This is a genomic window from Thalassotalea algicola, from assembly GCF_012932965.1.
Taxonomy (GTDB): Bacteria; Pseudomonadota; Gammaproteobacteria; order Enterobacterales; family Alteromonadaceae; genus Thalassotalea_F; species Thalassotalea_F algicola.
In genome coordinates this window covers 403,921-425,154 of the sequence record NZ_JABBXH010000003.1, presented here as the reverse complement: position 1 = coordinate 425,154, position 21,234 = coordinate 403,921, and the positions used below count along the sequence as shown (strand labels likewise).

At 41.0% G+C, this 21,234-nt stretch carries 24 protein-coding genes; 10 read left to right on the top strand and 14 right to left on the bottom strand.

Going from position 1 to position 21,234, the window contains the following annotated elements; genetic code table 11:
- Window positions 1-42 precede the first annotated feature (42 nt).
- Both HII17_RS10685 and HII17_RS10680 read right to left on the bottom strand, forming a co-directional pair.
- A complete protein-coding gene (locus tag HII17_RS10685) occupies window positions 43-924 on the bottom strand; it encodes a sulfite exporter TauE/SafE family protein (RefSeq protein ID WP_169075357.1) in 882 nt (293 codons plus the stop codon).
- A gap of 80 nt (window positions 925-1,004) precedes the next feature.
- Window positions 1,005-1,496: a YcxB family protein gene (locus HII17_RS10680; RefSeq protein ID WP_169075356.1), complete on the bottom strand. Its 492-nt coding sequence runs from the start codon at window positions 1,494-1,496 to the stop codon at window positions 1,005-1,007.
- Window positions 1,497-1,643: 147 nt separating this feature from the next.
- Between HII17_RS10680 and HII17_RS10675 the strand changes: the two genes are divergently transcribed.
- A complete protein-coding gene (locus HII17_RS10675; protein WP_169075355.1) occupies window positions 1,644-2,480 on the top strand; it encodes an HDOD domain-containing protein in 837 nt (278 codons plus the stop codon).
- Between the two features lie 22 nt (window positions 2,481-2,502).
- Here HII17_RS10675 and HII17_RS10670 read toward each other — a convergent pair whose 3' ends face one another.
- The 8 genes from HII17_RS10670 to HII17_RS10635 all read right to left on the bottom strand — a co-directional run bounded on the left by HII17_RS10670 (window position 2,503) and on the right by HII17_RS10635 (window position 9,918).
- Complete coding sequence (locus HII17_RS10670) at window positions 2,503-3,663, bottom strand: CaiB/BaiF CoA transferase family protein (protein ID WP_169075354.1); 1,161 nt, start codon at window positions 3,661-3,663, stop codon at window positions 2,503-2,505.
- A gap of 9 nt (window positions 3,664-3,672) precedes the next feature.
- Complete coding sequence (locus HII17_RS10665) at window positions 3,673-4,866, bottom strand: CaiB/BaiF CoA transferase family protein (protein WP_169075353.1); 1,194 nt, start codon at window positions 4,864-4,866, stop codon at window positions 3,673-3,675.
- A gap of 177 nt (window positions 4,867-5,043) precedes the next feature.
- Window positions 5,044-6,219 carry an acyl-CoA dehydrogenase family protein gene (locus HII17_RS10660; protein WP_169075352.1) on the bottom strand — a complete coding sequence of 392 codons (1,176 nt, stop codon included), beginning with the start codon at window positions 6,217-6,219 and terminating at the stop codon, window positions 5,044-5,046.
- Between the two features lie 134 nt (window positions 6,220-6,353).
- Window positions 6,354-6,869 (bottom strand): MaoC family dehydratase, encoded by a 516-nt coding sequence (locus HII17_RS10655; RefSeq protein ID WP_169075351.1) that lies wholly within the window; start codon window positions 6,867-6,869, stop codon window positions 6,354-6,356.
- Window positions 6,870-6,880: 11 nt separating this feature from the next.
- Entirely contained in the window at window positions 6,881-7,717 is an 837-nt protein-coding gene (locus HII17_RS10650; RefSeq protein ID WP_169075350.1) for an HpcH/HpaI aldolase/citrate lyase family protein, read from the bottom strand.
- 11 nt (window positions 7,718-7,728) lie between these two features.
- Entirely contained in the window at window positions 7,729-8,592 is an 864-nt protein-coding gene (locus tag HII17_RS10645; RefSeq protein WP_169075349.1) for a polysaccharide deacetylase family protein, read from the bottom strand.
- Window positions 8,593-8,743: 151 nt separating this feature from the next.
- Window positions 8,744-9,601, bottom strand: coding sequence for an SDR family NAD(P)-dependent oxidoreductase (locus HII17_RS10640; protein WP_169075348.1), 858 nt, complete (start codon window positions 9,599-9,601; stop codon window positions 8,744-8,746).
- Window positions 9,602-9,609: 8 nt separating this feature from the next.
- Window positions 9,610-9,918 carry an REDY-like protein HapK gene (locus HII17_RS10635; protein WP_169075347.1) on the bottom strand — a complete coding sequence of 103 codons (309 nt, stop codon included), beginning with the start codon at window positions 9,916-9,918 and terminating at the stop codon, window positions 9,610-9,612.
- 178 nt (window positions 9,919-10,096) lie between these two features.
- On the opposite strand from HII17_RS10635, the gene HII17_RS10630 reads away from it, so the two are divergent.
- The 4 genes from HII17_RS10630 to HII17_RS10615 all read left to right on the top strand — a co-directional run bounded on the left by HII17_RS10630 (window position 10,097) and on the right by HII17_RS10615 (window position 12,773).
- Window positions 10,097-10,459 (top strand): hypothetical protein, encoded by a 363-nt coding sequence (locus tag HII17_RS10630; protein ID WP_169075346.1) that lies wholly within the window; start codon window positions 10,097-10,099, stop codon window positions 10,457-10,459.
- 30 nt (window positions 10,460-10,489) lie between these two features.
- The gene (gloA2, locus tag HII17_RS10625; RefSeq protein WP_169075604.1) at window positions 10,490-10,873 is read left to right on the top strand and encodes an SMU1112c/YaeR family gloxylase I-like metalloprotein; all 384 of its coding nucleotides are present in this window, start codon (window positions 10,490-10,492) and stop codon (window positions 10,871-10,873) included.
- A gap of 8 nt (window positions 10,874-10,881) precedes the next feature.
- Entirely contained in the window at window positions 10,882-11,226 is a 345-nt protein-coding gene (locus HII17_RS10620; RefSeq protein ID WP_169075345.1) for a VOC family protein, read from the top strand.
- Between the two features lie 122 nt (window positions 11,227-11,348).
- The gene (locus HII17_RS10615) at window positions 11,349-12,773 is read left to right on the top strand and encodes a hypothetical protein (protein ID WP_169075344.1); all 1,425 of its coding nucleotides are present in this window, start codon (window positions 11,349-11,351) and stop codon (window positions 12,771-12,773) included.
- Here the strand turns inward: HII17_RS10615 and HII17_RS10610 are convergent.
- The 3 genes from HII17_RS10610 to HII17_RS10600 form a co-directional block, all read right to left on the bottom strand.
- Complete coding sequence (locus tag HII17_RS10610) at window positions 12,770-13,132, bottom strand: hypothetical protein (protein ID WP_169075343.1); 363 nt, start codon at window positions 13,130-13,132, stop codon at window positions 12,770-12,772. The genes HII17_RS10615 and HII17_RS10610 overlap by 4 nt on opposite strands.
- A gap of 189 nt (window positions 13,133-13,321) precedes the next feature.
- Complete coding sequence (locus HII17_RS10605) at window positions 13,322-14,515, bottom strand: class I SAM-dependent methyltransferase (RefSeq protein ID WP_169075342.1); 1,194 nt, start codon at window positions 14,513-14,515, stop codon at window positions 13,322-13,324.
- Window positions 14,515-15,243: a hypothetical protein gene (locus HII17_RS10600; protein WP_169075341.1), complete on the bottom strand. Its 729-nt coding sequence runs from the start codon at window positions 15,241-15,243 to the stop codon at window positions 14,515-14,517. Before HII17_RS10600 ends, HII17_RS10605 begins: the two co-directional genes overlap by 1 nt.
- 164 nt (window positions 15,244-15,407) lie before the next feature.
- Here HII17_RS10600 and sigZ point away from each other — a divergent pair, with 164 nt between their 5' ends.
- Both sigZ and HII17_RS10590 read left to right on the top strand, forming a co-directional pair.
- Window positions 15,408-15,950 carry an RNA polymerase sigma factor SigZ gene (gene sigZ, locus HII17_RS10595; RefSeq protein WP_169075340.1) on the top strand — a complete coding sequence of 181 codons (543 nt, stop codon included), beginning with the start codon at window positions 15,408-15,410 and terminating at the stop codon, window positions 15,948-15,950.
- A 98-nt stretch (window positions 15,951-16,048) separates the two neighbouring features.
- The gene (locus HII17_RS10590) at window positions 16,049-16,756 is read left to right on the top strand and encodes a glutathione S-transferase family protein (RefSeq protein WP_169075339.1); all 708 of its coding nucleotides are present in this window, start codon (window positions 16,049-16,051) and stop codon (window positions 16,754-16,756) included.
- A 166-nt stretch (window positions 16,757-16,922) separates the two neighbouring features.
- Here the strand turns inward: HII17_RS10590 and HII17_RS10585 are convergent, their stop codons facing one another.
- Window positions 16,923-18,107 (bottom strand): acyl-CoA dehydrogenase, encoded by a 1,185-nt coding sequence (locus HII17_RS10585; protein ID WP_169075338.1) that lies wholly within the window; start codon window positions 18,105-18,107, stop codon window positions 16,923-16,925.
- 228 nt (window positions 18,108-18,335) lie between these two features.
- On the opposite strand from HII17_RS10585, the gene HII17_RS10580 reads away from it, so the two are divergent.
- The 3 genes from HII17_RS10580 (at window position 18,336) to HII17_RS10570 (ending at window position 20,993) form a co-directional block, all read left to right on the top strand.
- Complete coding sequence (locus tag HII17_RS10580) at window positions 18,336-19,004, top strand: isochorismatase family protein (protein WP_169075337.1); 669 nt, start codon at window positions 18,336-18,338, stop codon at window positions 19,002-19,004.
- Between the two features lie 103 nt (window positions 19,005-19,107).
- Window positions 19,108-20,061, top strand: a complete 954-nt coding sequence (locus tag HII17_RS10575) for a polysaccharide deacetylase family protein (protein ID WP_169075336.1) — start codon at window positions 19,108-19,110, stop codon at window positions 20,059-20,061.
- Window positions 20,061-20,993 (top strand): polysaccharide deacetylase family protein, encoded by a 933-nt coding sequence (locus HII17_RS10570; RefSeq protein WP_169075335.1) that lies wholly within the window; start codon window positions 20,061-20,063, stop codon window positions 20,991-20,993. The genes HII17_RS10575 and HII17_RS10570 overlap by 1 nt, the downstream gene beginning before the upstream one ends.
- Window positions 20,994-21,234: the final 241 nt, after the last annotated feature.

Below are 21,234 nucleotides of genomic sequence, written 5' to 3'. Positions count from 1 at the left end.
AACTGCCTAAATCATGTCAAGGTTTTTGAGAATAATTCTCATTTAAATTCCAACAATGCCTATCATTAGTAACCAAAAAGCAAAAAATAGTTTGAGTCGCCTTGCCGATAAGTAAGTCACTAAAGACTTAGCTAAAATCCCACCGAGTACGGCCCCAGGTCCTGCAAATATCACGACTTGCCAATACACCGAAAAACTTACGATTGTATGCTGTGCAATTGCAGACCAAACAGTAAAAGCCGATACCACCACTGCTGCTGCAACTGCCATAGTGACATCGAACCGCCTTAAGATCAGGTATATAGCCAAAATTTCACCAATACCAACAGATAACCACGCAGTGATTGCACCACCCAATAAACCAATCAAAATAAGCGCTAAATAATCAAACCAAGCAATTTGACTGGATTCTCGCTTAGGCTTAATAAAATAAACCGAACTAATAATAAAGGCACCAAGTATTAGCGAAAACCAACTAAAACTTTGATGTAAAGAGGCTGGAGATGAAATATTTCCACCATAGGTAAACCAAATACCGATAATTCCTGCACATGTAGTAACTGAAACAATTCGTTTAAAACCTTGCCACAGTCTTAACTCTCTTTTATCAACGTGGTAATGCTGCCACCAAGTGATAGCACCAGCTGTCATACCAAAACATTGAATACCAAAGCTGGTGGCAATAGCTTGTGCTTCAGTAAATTCCAGCTGATTAAACATAGGAATAAATATAACACCACCGCCAGCACCGGTAGAATTCGCGAATATCGCTCCCAGCACACCAAGTAATGAAAATATTAAGTAATCAAAAAGTTGCGCTACTGGTAGTGGCGACAAGAAGATAAGCAATAACCAACAAACAACAAAAGGCAGGTAAAATTTTGGCTTAGTGATGATTTGGGGCAGCTTTAGATTATGCGACACGTTAATACTGACTCAAAAAGGGTTTATACATTGGTAGTTAATCACTAGTCATTATTTATTATGGGATTTAATTATTAGTTTTAGTTATCAGTCTGGTGGCTTGTTTGAGCTAGCATAAATTGTTGCGCTTCGTCAGACAATACACTTGCCGACAGGTAATGTTTAATGCCTTTACTCATCAAAAGCAGCCCCTTTTTTGTCTCTATAATTTCATCTATATCTTGCCAAACAAACGATTGCGACACATAAGCAGAGTTAATATGTACACCGTTAATATCTACCCCCACAGTGACGTCACTATTGCCACTGCGCCCAAACAGCTGACGAGTCACCCACCAAGCTTGTTGATACTTTACGCTTAACGCTTCAACAACGCCTAAGCCAACAATAAAACTCGCTAAATACCCGTCAACCTCAGTAGCCATTAGTAACGCCATACCGATAAAAACAAATACTAAGGCTTTGCGGTAGTTAAACCAAGTAACCGGCTGGTCCATTGATTGTTCAAAGCATTCATTTAGCAATGCTCTATCTAACTTAAAAGTATGTGAATAATTAACAGGGCCAGACATAAAGGGAAAATCTCACTAATAAAACAGCCGATATTCTAGCTAAGTTTTGATTAACTGCCTATTCATTGCGTTTAAGTTTGACGAAAAAACTAACATGTCCCATATTAAAAGGAATAGGATTTAATCTTTTTGCTGGAAGTAGTCGTTATGCCGCAATCTCCTTCAGATTATGCACAACAAGCACAAGAGCTTTGTGTTTTGCCTGATATATACACCAAACTAACTGATATGTTAGCGCAAGATGAGTGCACCTTAGATGATTTAGCCGAAATCATTATTATGGAGCCTGCAATAGCTTCTAGCCTATTGAAAATAGCTAACAGCGCTATGTTTAACTTTCCTAAGCAAGTAGATAACATCCAAAAAGCACTCTTATTGCTTGGCCTCAAAGAAGTTCAAAAGTTAGTTAATGCCTATGGGGTTACTGCCGCTTTTTCTGGCCTAGATCCACAAATAGCTGATATGGATAAATTCTGGGAAATTAGCGTTGATTGCGCGTTAATTTGTCAATTTCTTGCGCGACGTAAAAAAATTGCTAATACCGACACCATATTTTTGTCTGGACTGTTTCATAACCTTGGCGCACTAGCACTAATTCATAATGCGCCCAAAGAAGTAAAATATTGTGAGCAATATGACTCCAAAGAAACACCATGGCAAAGGCAGCAAGATGTCTTTGGTTTTACCTTTGCCGATTGCAGTGCAGAATTACTTCAACTTTGGAACCTACCAGACAATATAGTTGAGCCCATTTCTAAATTTAATTTGGCCTTTCAAAAGGAGTTAGATGCTGCTAGCAATCTGCTTTATATTGGCTCACGACTTGCGGTCTATAATGCACACCCTGGCCTTTATTCCAAAAAGAACATCGTCGGACAACATTTATTAGAAGATTTAGGTTTATCCATGAAAGATGTAGACGACGCGCTTGATTACTGTAATGAAAAAGCAATGGAAATGTTGTCGGCATTCCCTATCTACTAATCAATTGAGAAACACTAAAGCGTTATAAAAACGCTTTGTCTTTTTTCATTGTCGCAATATCTTGTTCGCTAAAACCTATCTTAGCCAATACCTGTTCGGTATGCTGGCTAAATCTAGGCAATGAAAAATCAAGTTGTGCTGGTTCTTGAGCATATTTTATCGGTGCCCCTAAGTGATAATTGCCATCTTCATCTTTAATTATCATCTCACGCTCTTTTAAATGAGGCTCTCGAATTGCTTCATTTAACTCTCTAACAGGAGACCAACATACATCAACCTCTGCTAATAATGATGTCCAATACGCCAACGTTTTAGTTTTAAATGTCTCTTTAAAAAATAATTTTACTGGCTCTTGAGCCTCACCTGGCGGCTGTTTACATAACTCAATTAAGTCTTCACGACCAAGAGCTATTAACAGGTTTGCAGCAAACTTTAGTTCACTGCCACCAAGCGTTAAATATTTGTCATCAGACGTTTGATACACATTGTACATCGCTGTCCCACCCCAACTGCGTTCTTGTTTGGGCACTGGTGGTCTGTTTTCTGCAAATGGCGGCCCCATCACGTTAGCGTACCAAGCAATTAAGGAGTCTTGCATTGAAATATCTAAGTAATCCCCTCTGCCCGTCTCGTTACGGCGATAGAGCGCCATTAAAATACCCGAAAATGCCATTAAGCTTCCTGCCATATCAGCAACCGGCATTGCTGGTTGGGCTGGCTTTCCATCTAAACCTTCATTGATAAATACTGAGCCAGAGTCGGCTTGGATACTTAAATCATGTGCGGGATTTAAACGTTTTTCACCGGTTTGCCCATAAGCAGAAATTGAGCAATACACAATATGAGGATTAACGTCTGAAACTGCTTTGTAGTCAATTCCTAAACGTTCAACAACACCAGGACGAAATGCTTCAACGATGACATCAACCGTCTTAATCAGTTCAAAAAACGCCTTTTTCCCGGCCTCCGATTTAAGATTTAAATTAATACTTTTCTTACCTCTAAAAACGTTTCGAAACCAAACTGTATGCTCATCTTGCTTTAAGCCAACTTGACGCACTGGTTCACCGCCAGGAGGCTCAAGTGCAATGACTTCTGCACCATGATCAGCCATCATCATGGTAAAATGAGGACCAGGTAGAAACATTGACAAATCGAGTACTTTTAGTCCCTCAAGCTTCATTATTAACTCCTAGATAGCCTGACGCTGCTTTAAACCTGCAATAGCTTGCTCGTCATAGCCTAATTCTGACAGTAACTCCTGAGTATTTTCACCCATAGTAACCGACGCTTTACCAACCAATCGCTGACCGTTAACTTTGATTGGATTAGCTAATATTTCCATATCGGCATTGTGAGGGTGCGGTACTTTTTGCACCATCCCCGTATCGCGTATATAAGGATTGTTCATTGCCTGTGGTAAGTCGTAAACCGGTGCGCAAGGAATTTTCCCTTTGAGTACTTCAAGCCAATATGCTGTCGGATGCTTGCCAAGTACGCGATCAATTTCCTGCGTTAGCAAGTCTCTGTTTTCACGACGATCTGCCACTTTTGCAAACCGCTGCGCTTTTAACACTTCGTCATCAAGTATATCCATCAACACTTGCCAAAATTTATCAGTCATTGCCATTAAAAATACAAAGCTATCTTGTGTTTTATAAAGCTGACATGGCACAGTAGCCGGGTGTGCTGAACGAGCAACGCGTTCCACTACATGCCCTTGATTTAGATACCAAGTCGCAGGGTAAGATAGCTGATGCAGTGCAACATCAAATAGTGATACATCTACATCAGAGCCGACACCTGAGCGGTGCGCACCGAGCAAAGCGGCAGTTAAGCCAAGTGATGCGACTGCACCTGTCATAAAGTCGACCATAGACACCCCGAATCGAGCTGGCGCTTGACCCGGCTCACCCGTTAAGCTCATTAGTCCCGCTTCTGCTTGCATTAAATAATCATAGCCTGGCCATGACGCACGATCGTTATCTCGGCCATAGGCCGATAGGTGGCCACAGACAATTTTAGGGTTAATGTGCTTTAACGCCTCATAAGTAATGCCTAGTTTTTCAGGTTGATCACCACGTAAATTATTTGTTACCGCATCAGCCGTTTTAACTAGCTTTTCAAAAACCGCTCGTCCTTCTTCTGACTTCAAATTCAACGTGATACTTTTCTTATTTAAATTAAAGGTTTGGAAAAAGTAGCTATCGTTTTCTCCTAAGAAAAATGGCCCTGTTTGACGAGAGACATCGCCACCAATTTTTGGGTTTTCTATTTTGATTACTTCCGCGCCCATATCAGCTAGATACATAGAGCCATATGGACCAGCGCCATATTGTTCAACAGCAATAATTCGAATGCCTTTAAGTGGTAGTGAGTTTGTCATTTTACATCCAATAAATTTAGTTCTTTTAAGCCAAGTAATTAAAGAAGTACATTGCGCTAAATAGTTGCTGTTAGAGCAAGGCATTGTGCGGTTTCTGCTTTAGGTGGACACCGTCAGTGCATGACTAAAATGAAACAAACAATAACGCAGCTAAAACGTCAAATATGGCGCACAAATTTATACTTTGTTACGCTCAATTAACTGCTTAGCAATAATCATACGCTGGAATTCGTTCGTACCTTCACCAATACACATCAGCATGGCGTCACGGTAATAGCGTTCAATTTCGTATTCACAACTGTAGCTATACCCACCAAAAATTCGCATCGCCTCATTGGCACAGAAAACCCCTGTTTCAGATGAGAAATACTTCGCCATACCAGCTTCCATATCGCAGCGCTCTCCTGAATCATACTTAAGTGCAGCTTGCTCGATAAGTAAACGTGATGCTTCTACTTTAGAAGCCATTTCCCCTAACTTTAGCTGTATCGCTTGATGGTTACATATAGCTTTACCAAAGGTCTCTCGTTCTTGTGCATATCGCACCGCAAGTTCCATAGCACCTTGCGCGATACCAGCGCCTCGAGCAGCTACATTTATGCGACCTAGCTCTAAGCCTCCCACTGCTTGAATAAAGCCTTTACCTTCAACACCACCAATAAGATTCTCAGCAGGTACTCTAAAATCTGTAAATACCACCTCACAGGTATCTATCGCCTTATAGCCGAGCTTCTTCATTTTGATCACTTCAATACCTGGCAGGAATTCGCCATTTTCGTCTTTGGTTTCAACTAAAAACATAGAAGTACCTTTATGACGAGGCTCAATTTCTGTATCAGTTTTAACAAGGACTGCTAGTGAGTTACCATTTAATGAATTAGTTATCCAAGTTTTAGCGCCATTGATGATGTAATCGTCACCATCACGAATAGCAACCGTTTTAATGGCTTGCAAATCGCTACCAGCATTTGGCTCTGTAAGCGCAATGCCACCACGCAATTCACCTGTCACCATGCGTGGTAAAAATCGAGACTTTTGCTCTTCTGTTCCACAACGTTCAATAGCAGAAGCTTGTATTAAATGTGAATTAAATATGCCTCCTGGCGCCATCCAAGCGGAAGCAACTTTAATCACAATTTTTGCGTAAATAGACGCAGGTAGACCCATGCCGCCGTAGTCTTGGCTAATCGTTGCACCAAACAAACCCAACTCTTTCATTTGTTCGACTAGTTCAAATGGGTATTTATCTGCTTGATCGTACGTTTGGGCAATTGGACGTACTTCGTTATCAACCCATTTGTTGATCATATCTAAAATCGCGATCTCGTCTTCTTTTGAATAAGCTTCAGACATTAATAGCTCCGGTAATACTCAGTTATGAGTAGATAGTGGCTGAAATTGCAATTTTTGTGATTGATATTAAGCAAAAAGGGCTTGGCAACTAACGTTACCAAGCCCCTCAACAATTAAGAATTTCGTACAATTAGCTAATCAATTTTATCTTCTACTGCGTGACCCTCTTTCGCGATCAACATTTTTCGAATGAATTGGCAAACCTGCTCGCCATCTTGATTAAAGCCCTTAGTCTTAATAGTCACAATACCTTGAGTAGGACGAGATTTAGACTCACGTTTATCCAACACTTCTGATTCTGCATATAGAGTATCGCCAACAAACAAAGGTTTGGTCATACGGATATCATCCCATCCTAGGTTAGCAATTGCTTTTTGACTACAATCGGTCACGCTCATTCCTACCATTAACGCCACGGTTAGTGGTGAACAGACAATACATTTGCCAAATTCACTTTTCTTTGCGAACTCATCATCAAAATGCATTGGATGCGTATTCATGGTCATCAGTGTAAATAAGTGGTTGTCATACTCGGTAATGGTTTTACCTGGACGATGTTCGTAGATATCACCAACGTGAAATTGCTCGAAATAACGACCAAAAGTTTCTCTATAACGGTTTTCACCTACTTTTTTTGCACTTTGTACCATGTTTTTCTCTCTTAACTACAGTGTTGAGCAGCCTGAGCCAACGCTAATACGCGCTCAGACGCTAGAATAATTGGGCGGTCGACCATTCGGCCATTGACAACGACAACACCGGCATCAGGGCCATCAACTGCAGCCATAACAGACTCTGCATACGCTAATTGCTCATTGGTTGGCGTAAATCCATCATGAATCGCCTGCACCTGTATAGGATGGATGGCTGCCTTGCCTGTAAAGCCAAGCAGCCTAATTTGATTGGTCTCTTCGATTAACCCTGCTTCATTTTTAATATCAACAAAAGGTACGTCTAAAACATCTACGCCCGCTTTTGCAGCAGCCATGACTAGTTGACTACGAGCAAATAACAATGGTTGATAGCTAAAGTCGCAGCGCAGCTCCGCCGACATGTCAGCGCCGCCAAACATCAAAGCAGCGACTTTGTCTGAGCCGGTGGCAATTTGAAAAGCTTGTTCCAACCCTTCAATCGTTTCAATTAGGCCAATAAGTTTTGTTTTAGGGCTACACGCTTTAGCGGCCATACTAATTTGTTCAGCAGAGCCACATTTGGCCAACATTATGTAAGCTGGTTTTGCTTTGGCGATTGCCACTAAGTCTTGTTGACCCAACCAAGAATCAATCGGATTTATGCGCACGCATACCTCTCGATTGGTGTCATTGATATAGTTAACGACTGCTTGTCGAGCACAGTCTTTATCTTCTGGTAGCACAGCATCTTCTAAATCAATACAGATAAGATCAGCTCCTGCTGCATCTGCCTTAGCAAAGCGGTCAGGTTTTGAACCAGGCACAAAAAGAAGTGAACGAATTAACTTATTTGGGGATATAGACATTTAAATTCTCATTAGGTCGCAGAAACGTGTTCTTTAAAATGTAGTGCTATATCTTGCCTAGTTGCAAACCAAATATCGTCTTTCTTGCTGATATAATTAAAAAATTCTTCTAAAGCCCAGATTCGTCCAGGTCGACCAATAATGCGTAGATGTAACCCTACACTCATCATGCGAGGTTGCTCTGCACCTTCCTCATAAAGTACATCGAAGGTATCTTTGGCATATTTTAACCAAGCTTCTGGCGTGTAACTCGGTGCTACCCACATCTTCATATCATTGGAATCAAGAGCATACGGCACAATCACCATAGGTTCGTCACTACCATTAACTGAATCCCAAAATGGCGCATCAGCACTGTAATCATCCATGTGATATAGAAAACCTTCTTCCTGAAGCAATCGGCGCGTATGCTCGGTATGTAGGTAGCGAGATAACCAACCATATGGGCGAGTGCCAGTGGTTTTTTCAATGCTAGTAACTGCTTCACGGATAAATTGACGCTCTTGTGCTTCATCCATTCTAAATTGATGCACCCAACGATGACCATGAGAACAAGGTTCATCACCACGGCGACGAATGGCTTCAGCCAAATACGGCGCACGTTCTAAGGAAAGCGCTGCGGCAGTCCAAGTACAACGAATATCAAATTTATCTAATAACTTAATGATGCGCGGACCACCTTCGTTGATACCGTATTGATAATTCGATTCATTGCCGTAGTTACGCATCGGTTTTTTCAAATGCACATGCAGCTCGTCAACCGGCTCCATACCTTTGTCACCATCTTTAACCGTATACTCAGAGCCTTCTTCGACATTCACCACAACTGACATCGCAAGTCGCGCATTCTTTGGCCATTGATAATTTTTCGACATAATTTTTTCAACAAACTTATTTATTTTGAGAACTAAGTTGGGTTTATAAGATGGCTAATAGGTTTTATAGCGAGGAGATAAGCCGCAACATACAAATATATGTGAGCATTCTCGACAAAGCTAGAAAGCCTAATAGCCCATATAAATCAATTTAGTGATATTCTTCCCCACCAGAGACATTCATCGTTTCGCCTGTAATATAGGAAGCCTGATCCGAACATAGAAAGGCACATGCTTTAGCAATATCTTCCTGTAAACCAGGGCGCCCAAGTGGAATACGATTACGCATTTCTTCCATATATTTTTCGTGGCCTTTACCGGTCACATCAGAAAAGTGAGCATTTTGCCAAGCCCCTAAACCTGTCGTTACATGGTTAGGACAAATCTGGTTAACATTGATTTTTTCTGAGCCCAGCTCTAATGCAGCAGTGCGAGTTAAACCGTTCATGCCATGTTTTGAAGTAGTATAGGCCGAAGCATGAGCAAAAGCAGACTTGGACGCCTGAGAGCCAATATTGATAATTTTGCCACCATTACCAAGCTTAACCATTTGCTCGGCAGCAAACTTAATACCGTAGAATGTGCCCCGCAGGTTTACATTTAATACCGAGTCCCACTCTTCGACATCCATCTCTAGAATTGGCTTCATTAAATAACCAATTCCGGCATTATTCACCCAAATGTCTAAACTACCGTAGGTATCAACAGCAAACTGCGCAGCCGCTTTTACTTGCTCTGCATCTAACACATTGCAAACAAAACTAGCGGCTTCACCACCTGCCGCCTTAATTTCTGCAACAATTTGCTGCATCTCATCAGAGGTACCGATAGCGGATTTCGGCATGTGAGCGCCTTGTGCTTGGCCTATATCAGTAATTACCACTTTGCAGCCTTCACTTGCTAAGCGTTTAGCCATAGCTTCACCCAAACCTTCATGGCGACCAGCACCAGTAATAACCGCTACTTTGCCGTTTAGTTCAGGATATTGATTGTGAGTAGATTGAGACATAATCACCTCTATAACTTGGATGTCATAACAAATAGAGGGTTGTCAGCGAATGCTTGGAATTCACTGGCGACTTTTTGCATTATGTCGCTACTAACGTCTTTGCCAAACTGTTCCATATCGTTAATTTTTAATATTTCAATATACTGGTAAGGTGGTTTTTCTTCGGACATCAATAAGCCTTCTATTTTTAGCACTTCAAATACGTCAACTGAAGGCAAGCCCCCCGCGGTTGGTATATCCGTTTCTTTTGCCCAGTTTTGATAAGCAGCTTGGTCTGCGCCTGCTTTTAAATTAAATAGCACAACGACGGTGGTCATGGCTCACTCCTAAGTTGTCTTCAGCTTATTGTTATAAGCCTAAACCTTAACGATAAGCGCTCTGGATAGAATTGATAAATGGCAATAACTAAACTCAGCGCTTGACCTTGATTAAAGATTACTCTTAATATGAATTTGCAATCGAAAATAAATATAAAAATAAAAATCAGGAGGTTGCATGAGCATGACTAAGTTATGGTTAGCCATAATTGCAGTAATATTGTCTGTTGTTGCTTTTAGAGGTTACGCCACCTACCAAGCGTTTAATTACGCTAAATCTGAACTTGTCGAACGAGTTGATGTTGCTGCGGCATTAGGCAGCTATCAGATTGAATACGATTGGTTGCAAGGCGCTTATCAAATGATGTTTTTTAAACCGCATCATCATTTTCAATTTCACTTAACAGGCGAACAGTTAAATGCGGTTAGTGATATTGAAGTTAACAATAACAATGGTTTAAAAGTCGCTTGCATGCAGGTGAAAGGATTTAATCAAATGAATATTGTTGATGAATGTTCAAGTGAAGTGAAGCCCAATTAATATTCAACCACTCATCATGGATAAATGAATTTGCTACAAGGGATACATCATGTTGCGATAATTTGCAGCGACTATCAGTGTTCTAAAAACTTCTACCACAAAGTCTTAGGCTTGAAAGTTATTGCTGAAAATTACCGAGAAGAGCAAAACTCATACAAGCTAGATCTCGCGTTACCGTGCGGTGGTCAAATTGAACTGTTCTCATTCCCTAATCGGCCTGAAAGACCAAGTTATCCTGAAGCAAGAGGGTTAAGGCACCTTGCTTTTAAAGTAACTAATGTCGACGCTGCCGTTGAACACTTGGTTAGCCATGACATTGCTGTAGAGCCTATTCGCATTGATGAATTTACTCAAAAACGCTATACCTTCTTTGCAGATCCCGATAACTTACCACTAGAACTTTATGAGACATAGAGCTACATATGGCCAAAATAAACTATTTAGAACTTGCTGCTAGTAATTTACCTGCAGTGAAAAATTTTTATCAGACTGTTTTTAATTGGCAATTTACCGACTACGGCCCTGAATATACTGCATTTTCCGGCGATACTATCGACGGTGGCTTTTATCAAGCTGACGCCGCATCTAGTCAAGCAAAAGGTGGTGTACTAATAGTCTTTTACAGTGACAATCTAGCAACAACACAACACGCTATCGAAAGTGCTGGCGGTAATATTATCAAGCCAGTTTTTGAATTTCCTGGTGGTCGAAGATTTCACTTTACCGACCCTTGTAACAATGAACTAGCCGTTTGGTCAGATAAATAACGACGTTTAGACTAACCAACTCGTCATGAAAGCAACTTTTTAATAATCGTTAACCATTCTAATTTTGACAGCAATAAAGACAAACACTAGGCTTATTAAAAAGGACAAAATAGTGCGAGTAAATGCAAGGAACGTTAGCGAAAGTTATTTCTCTCACATTATTTAGTTGCTTATTGGTGTTGATGCCCGCCAAGTGCTTTGCTACGACCCAAGCAAGTATTCATATAAGCACCGTTAAACTTAACGGTGCCACTTTACTGCGATACCAACAAATTCTGCAAAATGCACTTGGCCAATCTGTAAACGTTGCTGAAGCGATCAATTTACTTAACGCCGACATACTTATTACCGATGCATTACAACAAAACAGCCAGTGGATTAAGTCTTATTATTTACTTGATACTATTCCAGCGTTTGACTTAATCACACTAAGTGTCGCACAAGTTAGCAACCCATTATATGGCGCCATTCGCCATGAATACCTGCTTAAAAGCCAACAAAATAGTTATATAGTGGACGATCGCGATAGTGCAGTTAAATTATTAGCAAAGAATAAAATTGATGGCATTATAGACTTCCGAGAAAACCAAGCGCGATATTATCGGGAATTACCTAATGTTGTTATTACCCCACTATCAGAAAAAAAAGCCGTTTATGTTTATTTTCGCGATGCGAATATGGCGGCAAACTATTCAAAATCGGCAATTTCTTTAAAACACACCCCCAAAAAAAACTCAAACAGACAATCAGATAGTGACGCACTTCAGTGGTATTTGATAGTCAAGAAATTCGACACTGAACTAGGCAAGCTAGTCCCCTACTCTGAAGACGAACAAGTACTTAAAATGTTGAATAGTGAATTTAACAGTAAACACATCGACTCTGGGAGTACGGCCATCGGTTTTCAACAGTTAAGTAATCAAAATAATCTCTGTATTTTAAATACCATCAAAAGTGAAGAAAGACTTGCAGTTGCCGATTACAGCAATGCTTCCGCTCTTTATTTTAATTACCGCTTATATACTTTGAGATATGAACCACCTGAGCAGCAACTGTTGCCACTACTCAATGACGAGAAGATAGATATTATAGAATTATTTCAAAAGCATACTGATGCTATTTTTGGCTACTATCGTTTTTCAGTTCAAAGTTTTGATCAACAACTAAGAGCGCTAATCGATGCGAACCCCGAACGATTTATAATTATTGATGAATCGAAACTAAGAGATAGTTACGAATATTTAAAACGTAAACGAATAGACTACTTAATAGGGTTGCCTAGATTATTAAAAGATTCTAAACCACACGATTCAATATCATTTAATTTCCAAAGCTACACCATGGTGGGTTACGAAGATTTATCACCGTCTTTCATCGCTTGTTCAAAGTCAGCATTATCTGACAAAGCGCTTGCTCAAATTAACAAACTACTAGCAAGTAATAAGTTTATTGAGCAATTAATTGCGATATATACCAAAGGTATGACAAGTAATACTCAGCAAATATTTGCTCAATCATTTAAAAAGCTTCACTCGTTGAAAAACTAGGTATTACCTTGCGTTAGCTTTTCCTGAACTTCTTCAACCGTTGGTTCATTTGACATAAGCTCTTCTTTATCTTGCTGAATAATACGTAAGATTCGCGCTAAGTACTCTTGTGTTTCTTGACTGCGCTTCGCGACTTCATCAGCATCCGGTTTAAACGCCGCCAATTCATCTCTGGTTAATACACCTTTTTGCTCAAGCACACACTCAAGCGTAGCAATACGTTCACGTGCAACCGATAGTTCCATAGCAAGCGCCATTGTAATCGACATCACTTGCTCAGTTTGTTTATCTGCTAAAAAATAAGGGCGTTGTCCTTTCGCCTTAGTACCCGCTAAATTTAATTTATCTATCTCTGCCATTTTATCTCTCCAGACTTTTTTAGCCTGCTCAAATTCTTCTCAAAAATTAATATTCGATTTTCTAGACACTAATAATCGGGATAATTGTGTTGGTATATGGCTTAAGTTCTAGGAGAAAACACACTACTTATGCTCATACGTGAGTATTTTCGACAACGAAATTAACTCAAAGACCAATACAAGAAACCTTTATTTCTTCCAGAGGCCGAACGCATTCCACACTGGCGCTCGCCCGTAATCTTCGCCAGCATCACCTTTTTCGCGTTTACCAAAAATTTTCTCGTCAACTAACGACACAACCCCGGTTTCAAACAAATCATCACTATTGAAGCCACACTTGCTAAGCATGTCCTTTAAATCTAAGTCATGCATCGGTCCCCAGTAAGGTTCATTGTTGTAATAGGTATCCCAGTCGCGAATAAATTGCTCATAAACCCCCATGCCCTGATATTGTGGCTGCTCAAGATGTAAAGTTAAGCCACCTGTTTTAAGTAAGCGGTTTATTTCTTTTAAGATGTTTGGCATTGCAGTGTCAGATGTTTCATGCCAAAACATGGCTGTAGTTATTAAATCAAATGATTCATCTTGATATTGGCTAAGATTTTCAGCATCTGCTTGTACAAAAGTGATGTTATTCACACCTAATGCTTTTGCGCGAGCATGAGCATATCGAAGACTTGGACGAGCTACATCAACGGCGATAACTTCAGCATTAGGGAACGCTTGCGCTAAGGGCACTGCATTATGGCCAATGGTACAGCCGATATCTAAAATACGTTTAGGTTGAAAGTCAGGGTGATTGTCTGCCAACCATTTACCTACCGCTTGACCACCGCCATCACTCAATGCTCCAAGTAAGCCTGCTGTAGTAACGAATAACCCTAAATCATAACTTGCCGCAACGGTGACATCATTTTCAAAATATTCGGTGTAATAACACCCTGGCTGACAATGAATATCTACCGAGCCAACGTTTTCTGGGATCGCAATTGATTCATCTAACTTCAAGGTATCAGCACCTTCATTGTAGTGCTCTACTTTAGCGACTATGTCTTCAATTTGACGAAGCACTTGTGCCCGACCCGCTTGCTGGCGCATTTCCATGGTATTTCGACGCAGTGCGCTCCACATCTGAAACGTATGATTTTGAGTGATCGCCGCTCGCAATTGATGTCGATTTTCAGGTTCATGCCCTTGTGCTTTTATAAACTCTGGCTTTACTTGAGTTTCATAGGCATTTTTTACACCAGGCAACACGTTGGCACTTAAATGCACATTTAAATGTGTTAGGAAATTTAGCCTTGCTACTTCGTCATGATTTGCATCAGCAAACACATCATGTTTAGTGATCACGTCCCATGAAGGGAGTGTTTTAGTGGCCATTATAAGCCTCCTTCAATAATTGAATATTCAACCAATTCGTAGTGAGTCTGCATATAACCTTCGGCACCCGCTTTTAATAGCAAGTAGTCATCATCCGCTGTGCACCATAAATTGTACGGAGGGTGCTCTTCAGGTAAATTACCTGCCGTATCAACCACTTGAAAGTGTCTAGCGGTAAAACTTCCAGCTTTTACTGTGATCTTTTCTTCACCAACATAACGAATACCAAAACCTGTTTTAAACAATAATGGACCAGTCGCACCTCGGTGATCTGGCGAAGTTAGCATTAAATCTGGAAAAAACGTTTTACCCGGTCCTTGAGACAAATCATAGATGCGCATCAATAGCGCGTCACCAACAATAGGGTGAGCTTGTAACCACTTTACAGGCTCATCGATATCTATCTTTTGGGTAATTCGCCCATCGCGTTGATTATGGCTTTCACATTCAACATAGTGCTTAGCAAAGCGAAACCAGCCAGTGCCTTCGTATTTATCACCTACCGACAAACGAACAGAACAATCGATAGGACTCGCATCGGGATTCATTGCTACAACAACATCACGTACAACATTAGGTTCATCATCAATTTCACAGTGAGCTTGTAAAACTCGCACACCATCGTTTTGCTTAGTAATCGAGAAATATTCGCGACCACGTTCTTGATCCATTCGCTCAGGCTTTTTACTGGTGTACTGAACCGTACCTCTAATCGTTCTATGTTTCATAATTCACTGTTATTCGCCAAATAATGTCGGTTATCATTACTGTTTATCAGGTAAAGCGCGTTGACCTTTGTCAATTTCAAATACCCATATAGTTAACATGGAATTATTTGACAAACGATAAGGTATCTCTGCCAGCCGTAAAAAAGATAAACAAAGAGCTTCCCATGAACATAGAACATATTTGGCAAGAATATAAATATCAGCTAGAACGATTCTTACAACGTAAAGTAAGCAACCCTAGCGATGTTGAAGAGTTATTGCAGGAGATTTTACTTAAAACGCATCAACAGCTAGGCACAGTAAACCAAGCAAACAGTTTAAAGTCTTGGCTTTTTGCAATAGCCAACAACACCATTATTGACTTCTATCGTAAGCAAAAGCACCTTGAACCATTTGATGAAGAGATGACTGTATTTAATGAATCAGCCACTGATTTGAAAAAAGCTTTGGCGCCCTGTTTATCACCATTTATAAACGCACTTGACGAACAATCTAGTCAGCTACTTCGTGATATCGAACTTGGTGACAGCTCACAAAAAGACTATGCAGAAAATCACAATATTGCCTATTCAACCTTAAAATCTCGTCTGCAAAGAAGCCGCGGCGAGCTTAAAAAGTTATTTGAACAATGTTGTACCTTTGAATTAGACAAGCACGGCAACATTGTCGAATTCATCGAGAAATCAAACAACTGCAACAAATGTTAGCGCTTTAAAACAATAGCTATAAAAATAATTATCAATAATTTCGTCTTTTTCAAACCTGCTTCGTCTTATAAGGGAAATCAATGAAGTAAGGATTGAAAATGATCAAAGTTGTTAGTTTTACTATTTGCCCATTCGTGCAACGTATTACCGCGTTATTGGAAGCAAAAAACGTCCCATACCAAATCGAATTCATTAGTTTAAAAAACAAACCTCAGTGGTTTTTAGATATTTCACCTAATGGACAAGTTCCGGTACTTGTTACCGACAACAACACTGCACTATTTGAATCAGATGCAATTGCTGAGTATTTGGATGATGCGTACCCTGCGATCGAAAACGATGTATTAGCTGAACAAAAAGCACTAGATAGAGCATGGAGCTACCAAGCTGCAAAACATTATTTAGTGCAGTGTTCAACAATGCGCAGTACAGATGAAACCACGTTAAATGAGCGCGAAGCTAAATTGGCCAAAGCATTCATCAAAGCCGAAGCCAATGTCGTCCATCCTTTTTGGAAAGGCGAGCACCTAAGTAATGTCGATATGGCGTGGCTGCCGCTGTTACATCGCGCAGCAATAATTGAGCAGCACTCCGGCCATGACTTTTTAGCTAGCTTTCCAAAGGTCAAGGCGTGGCAACAAGCATTGGCAAAAACAGGGTTATTTGAGCAGAGTGTTACAACTGATTTTGAAGAAAAGTTTGTCAGCTTTTATTTATCCGAAGAGACTTATTTAGGCCGAGGATGCGACCCACTTCAACAGGGCTGTGCACCTAGTGATAGCTGCCAAACGGGTACCTGTTGTTAAGGCTAACGGTAGCAACCCCGTCGACTTGCTCAGGTTGAATCAGAGACACTAAAAGTGCTTTCTTCATACTGAGCCTGACGACGTATGAGCCTAACGCTCTGCGTTGAACTCAATGTAACCAAGAGCTTTTCATTTTCCGAAAAGCTCATACAAGCATCAATACCCCTTAGAAGAACGCCTGTAAGCCAGTTTGTGCACGGCCTAAAATTAAACCATGCACATCATAAGTACCTTCATAGGTATTTACTGTTTCTAGATTAATCATGTGACGAATCACATGGAACTCATCAGCAATGCCGTTACCGCCGTGCATGTCGCGAGCCATGCGTGCAATATCTAACGACTTGCCACAGTTATTGCGTTTTACAAGCGAGATCATTGTAGGATCCCAATCACCACTATCAATAATTTGACCCACGCGTAGCGAACCTTGTAAGCCTAAAGTAATCTCTGTTTGCATATTCGCTAACTTAGTTTGGAACAGTTGAGTTTGCGCAAGTGGTTTACCAAATTGCACACGGTCTAAACCGTACTGACGAGCAGCATGCCAACAATATTCAGCAGCCCCTAATGCGCCCCACGAAATGCCGTAGCGCGCCATATTTAAACAGCTAAATGGTCCTTTTAAGCCGCGAACTTCTGGGAACATATTCTCTTCTGGCACGAACACATTATCCATCACAATTTCACCGGTAATCGATGAACGAAGCGATAACTTACCTTCAATTTTTGGTGCCGTTAATCCGTCCATACCTTTTTCAAGCACGAAACCACAAATTGCATCACCTTCAGCTTCATTCTTCGCCCATACAACAAAAACATCAGCTATTGGCGAGTTAGTGATCCACATTTTTGAACCTGTTAAACGGTAGCCACCGTCTACTTTTTTCGCTCGAGTTACCATACTCGCAGGATCTGACCCCGAACCCGGTTCAGTTAAACCAAAACAGCCGATGTATTCACCGGTCGCGAGTTTTGGTAAGTACTTTTCTTTTTGAGCTTGAGAGCCAAAAGCATTAATTGGATGCATAACTAATGACGATTGCACACTCATTGCACTGCGATAGCCCGAATCAACACGTTCAACTTCACGAGCCACCAAGCCATAACTGACATAGTTCACACCTGAGCAGCCAAAGTCTTTAATCGTTGCGCCCAATAAACCAACTTCACCGAATTGGCGCATAATGTTAGGGTCGAATTCTTCGTTACGATTAGCCATCAAAATGCCAGGCATTAACTCTTCCTGACAGAAGTTATGTGCCATGTCGCGAATCATTCGCTCGTCTTCAGTTAGCTGATCGTTGAGTAAAAGGATGTCATCCCAGTTGCTTAACACTGCATTTGCCACGGTAGTTTCCTCGAATTTAGGCTGAGCTTAGCTAGCTCTATTGTGCATTAACAATAGTGCTTTACAAAGCAATTTGATTGGGTATATAAATACGCCGTTGCCACTTAAAAGTAATTAAAAGTTTCCACAGCCAAAACGTTTGCCGACGTTTTTGACTAAACTGTTAACGCATTATTTAGTGAACCTGCGTTAAAACCCTTGATAAAAATCAAAATTAAAGGTCAACCTATGGAAACTACCAACAAAACCGCCAAAGAAATCTATTTCGACGTTAAAAACAACCCTGCCCGTAAACGCTTTGGTTTTGGCAATAAAGCTGTGCTGGTGAATGTTGATCCACAAAAAGCCTATACCGCGACAGATGAATTCACTACCGCTTATGAAACCGACCCACGCCAAATGGAATACACCAACGAACTAGCAAAAAAGTTCCGTGCCCTTGGTTGGCCTGTGGTCTGGACACATGTCGCTTACATGGAGTCGGGTGAAGATGCCGGTGTTTGGGCTACGCGCACCAATACGCCAGATTCACTCCAAAACATTAAATTTGAATCACGCCGTAGCGAATTTGACGATCGCCTGGAAATAGATCGCATTAACGACGTTATTTACACCAAGAAAATGCCATCAGCATTCTTTGAAACACAATTACAATCGCTGCTGGTGTGGCACCAAGTTGATACCGTTATTGTTACCGGCGGTTCAACTTCAGGCTGTATTCGCGCCACAGCTGTAGATTCACTGTCACGCGGCTATCGCACAATTGTGCCTGAAGAGTGTGTCGCAGATAAACATGAAAGTTATCACTATGCGAACTTGACCGACTTATCGCTGAAATACGCAGATGTGCTAGACGTAGAAGAAGTATTTAATTGGCTAGATGCACAGACAAAGTAGTAAGCGAATTTGCGGCTTGATATTTGTCATGCCGCACATCGATATCCCACTTTATAGTGAGCATATTAACGTTAGTCTTCAAAGATAATAAAGAGTGTTGGCAATGAAATCAGATCCCGGATTTTACGACTATTGGCCGTACCATAATCGTCCAAAAATAAAATGGCCTAATGGTAAAAAGCTAGCGTTTTGGGTTGCCCCCAACATTGAATATTACGAACTTAACCCACCGAAAAACCCGAATCGCGCTGCTTGGCCTCAGGCAACCCCTGCTGTTGCTGGTTACAGTATTCGTGACTATGGAAATCGCGTTGGTCACGATAGACAAATGAAGCTGTTGGACAAATACGGTATTCGTGGCTCGATTTCACTGTCCACCGCACTTTGCGACCATCACCCTGAAATTATTTCCGCTTGCAAAGAGCGCAACTGGGAATTCTTTAGTCATGGTATTTACAACACGCGCTACACCTATGGCATGAGTGAAATGCAAGAACGAGACATGATCAAAGATGCCATGGAAACCATATACAAACATACCGGCCAAAAATGTGCCGGATACCTAGCACCAGCGCTATCACATTCAGAACTAACACTTGATTTATTTGCCGAAGTGGGCACCGAACTATTCGGTAACGATGGTGGTTTTTACACTTGCGATTTATTTCATGATGACCAACCGACGCCGATACACCTTAGAAGCGGTAAGCAGTTTGTTTCTATTCCCTACTCGTTAGAAATGAACGACACCATTGCCTTTGTGGTTAACAAAATGGAACCACGCCGCTATGGACAAATTCTTAAAGACAATTTTGACCGTCTTTATCAAGAAGGAGAGGCATCTGGCACCATCATGTGTATCCCAACCCACAACTATCAAGTGGCTTGCCCGCACAGAATGAAAGCTTACGAAGCCGCGCTTGATTACATTACCAGCCATGAGGATGTTTGGGTGACCACAGGCCGAGAAATCGCCGAGTATTTTCGTGAACATTACTACCAAGCTGCAATCAATGACATTGCAGAAAAACAAACTAGCATTCAAGGAGCGCAATAATGTCATTAGATAAAGCACATCTTGAATATCCACATCGTAGTTATGGCATGGATCACGACAGATATCGTTGGTCACAACTTAGTGAACGTAAATCTATTCAATGGCCGAACAACAATAAACTAGCACTGTGGGTAAATGTACCGTTACAGTTCTTCCCACTTGATCAAAAAGGCGTGCCATTTAAAGTGCCTGGTGGCATGACTATGCCTTATCCCGACTTACGTCATTTTACCCTACGAGATTACGGTAATCGTGTCGGTATTTACCGCTTGCTAAACGCCTTCGACAAATACCAAGTTACACCAACCTTTGCAATGAACTCCGCTTTAGCTAAACGTAACCCTTACCTGCTAAATGTGATTAAAGAACGTAGCAATGAAATACTTGGCCACGGTATACACATGGACGCCTTGCATTATGGCGGGCAAGACATCAGCCAAGAGCGTCAGCAAGTAAAAGAATCTCTCTCTACGTTACGAGAATTGAGCGGGCAAGCAATAACTGGCTGGCTAAGTCCAGTGCGTAGTGAAAGTGAAAACACGCCAGAATTACTGGCAGAAAATGGCATAGAATATTTTTGTGACTGGGTGAACGATGACATGCCCTATCAATTTCACACCCAGCAAGGCAACCTAACCGCCATGCCACTTTCAAATGAGCTAGACGACGCCTTCATACTTATGAACAATCAACATAGTGAACAAAGCTATGTAGAGCAATTATGTGATGCATGTGACTTCTTATTAAACGAGGCAGAGTCACAAGGCGGGCGAATACTGGCGCTCAATATTCACCCTTGGATGCTCGGCCAACCGCATCGTATCGCCAAGTTAGAGCAAGTGTTAGAGTACGTTACCAGTCAAGGGGTATGGTCGGCCTCTGCAAGCGATATACTATCGATTTATAAACAACAAAATAACATAACCAAATAACCTAAAAATAACTGCCCTCTTCACTGTTGTTAAATACAGCAACTCGTAATAAAGAGGAAAACCGCAGAAAGGAGGTATTATTCCCCCTTACCACTACGCTCAAATTTTTAGAAAGAAAAACGCTAGCATTTATAAAAACTTAACGCATAATAAAAAATAAATTTGTAGAAAAGAGGAAAAATCCCCTGTTTAAAAGAGGATTTTTTCCTCCTGTTAAGCTGTTAGATGTATATTTGAATTC

Excerpts from the sequence above, each read along its gene's own strand:
- HII17_RS10615 (WP_169075344.1), top strand. The coding sequence starts at position 11,349 with ATGCAAGGAACGTTAGCGAAAGTTATTTCTCTCACATTATTTAGTTGC.
- HII17_RS10645 (WP_169075349.1), bottom strand. The coding sequence starts at position 8,592 with ATGTCGAAAAATTATCAATGGCCAAAGAATGCGCGACTTGCGATGTCA.
- HII17_RS10650 (WP_169075350.1), bottom strand. The coding sequence starts at position 7,717 with ATGTCTATATCCCCAAATAAGTTAATTCGTTCACTTCTTTTTGTGCCT.
- HII17_RS10605 (WP_169075342.1), bottom strand. The coding sequence starts at position 14,515 with ATGGCCACTAAAACACTCCCTTCATGGGACGTGATCACTAAACATGAT.
- HII17_RS10590 (WP_169075339.1), top strand. The coding sequence starts at position 16,049 with ATGATCAAAGTTGTTAGTTTTACTATTTGCCCATTCGTGCAACGTATT.
- HII17_RS10580 (WP_169075337.1), top strand. The coding sequence starts at position 18,336 with ATGGAAACTACCAACAAAACCGCCAAAGAAATCTATTTCGACGTTAAA.
- HII17_RS10665 (WP_169075353.1), bottom strand. The coding sequence starts at position 4,866 with ATGACAAACTCACTACCACTTAAAGGCATTCGAATTATTGCTGTTGAA.
- HII17_RS10575 (WP_169075336.1), top strand. The coding sequence starts at position 19,108 with ATGAAATCAGATCCCGGATTTTACGACTATTGGCCGTACCATAATCGT.
- HII17_RS10570 (WP_169075335.1), top strand. The coding sequence starts at position 20,061 with ATGTCATTAGATAAAGCACATCTTGAATATCCACATCGTAGTTATGGC.
- HII17_RS10680 (WP_169075356.1), bottom strand. The coding sequence starts at position 1,496 with ATGTCTGGCCCTGTTAATTATTCACATACTTTTAAGTTAGATAGAGCA.
- HII17_RS10620 (WP_169075345.1), top strand. The coding sequence starts at position 10,882 with ATGGCCAAAATAAACTATTTAGAACTTGCTGCTAGTAATTTACCTGCA.
- HII17_RS10660 (WP_169075352.1), bottom strand. The coding sequence starts at position 6,219 with ATGTCTGAAGCTTATTCAAAAGAAGACGAGATCGCGATTTTAGATATG.
- sigZ (WP_169075340.1), top strand. The coding sequence starts at position 15,408 with ATGAACATAGAACATATTTGGCAAGAATATAAATATCAGCTAGAACGA.
- HII17_RS10675 (WP_169075355.1), top strand. The coding sequence starts at position 1,644 with ATGCCGCAATCTCCTTCAGATTATGCACAACAAGCACAAGAGCTTTGT.
- HII17_RS10640 (WP_169075348.1), bottom strand. The coding sequence starts at position 9,601 with ATGTCTCAATCTACTCACAATCAATATCCTGAACTAAACGGCAAAGTA.
- HII17_RS10600 (WP_169075341.1), bottom strand. The coding sequence starts at position 15,243 with ATGAAACATAGAACGATTAGAGGTACGGTTCAGTACACCAGTAAAAAG.
- HII17_RS10655 (WP_169075351.1), bottom strand. The coding sequence starts at position 6,869 with ATGGTACAAAGTGCAAAAAAAGTAGGTGAAAACCGTTATAGAGAAACT.
- HII17_RS10630 (WP_169075346.1), top strand. The coding sequence starts at position 10,097 with ATGAGCATGACTAAGTTATGGTTAGCCATAATTGCAGTAATATTGTCT.
- HII17_RS10635 (WP_169075347.1), bottom strand. The coding sequence starts at position 9,918 with ATGACCACCGTCGTTGTGCTATTTAATTTAAAAGCAGGCGCAGACCAA.
- HII17_RS10610 (WP_169075343.1), bottom strand. The coding sequence starts at position 13,132 with ATGGCAGAGATAGATAAATTAAATTTAGCGGGTACTAAGGCGAAAGGA.
- HII17_RS10670 (WP_169075354.1), bottom strand. The coding sequence starts at position 3,663 with ATGAAGCTTGAGGGACTAAAAGTACTCGATTTGTCAATGTTTCTACCT.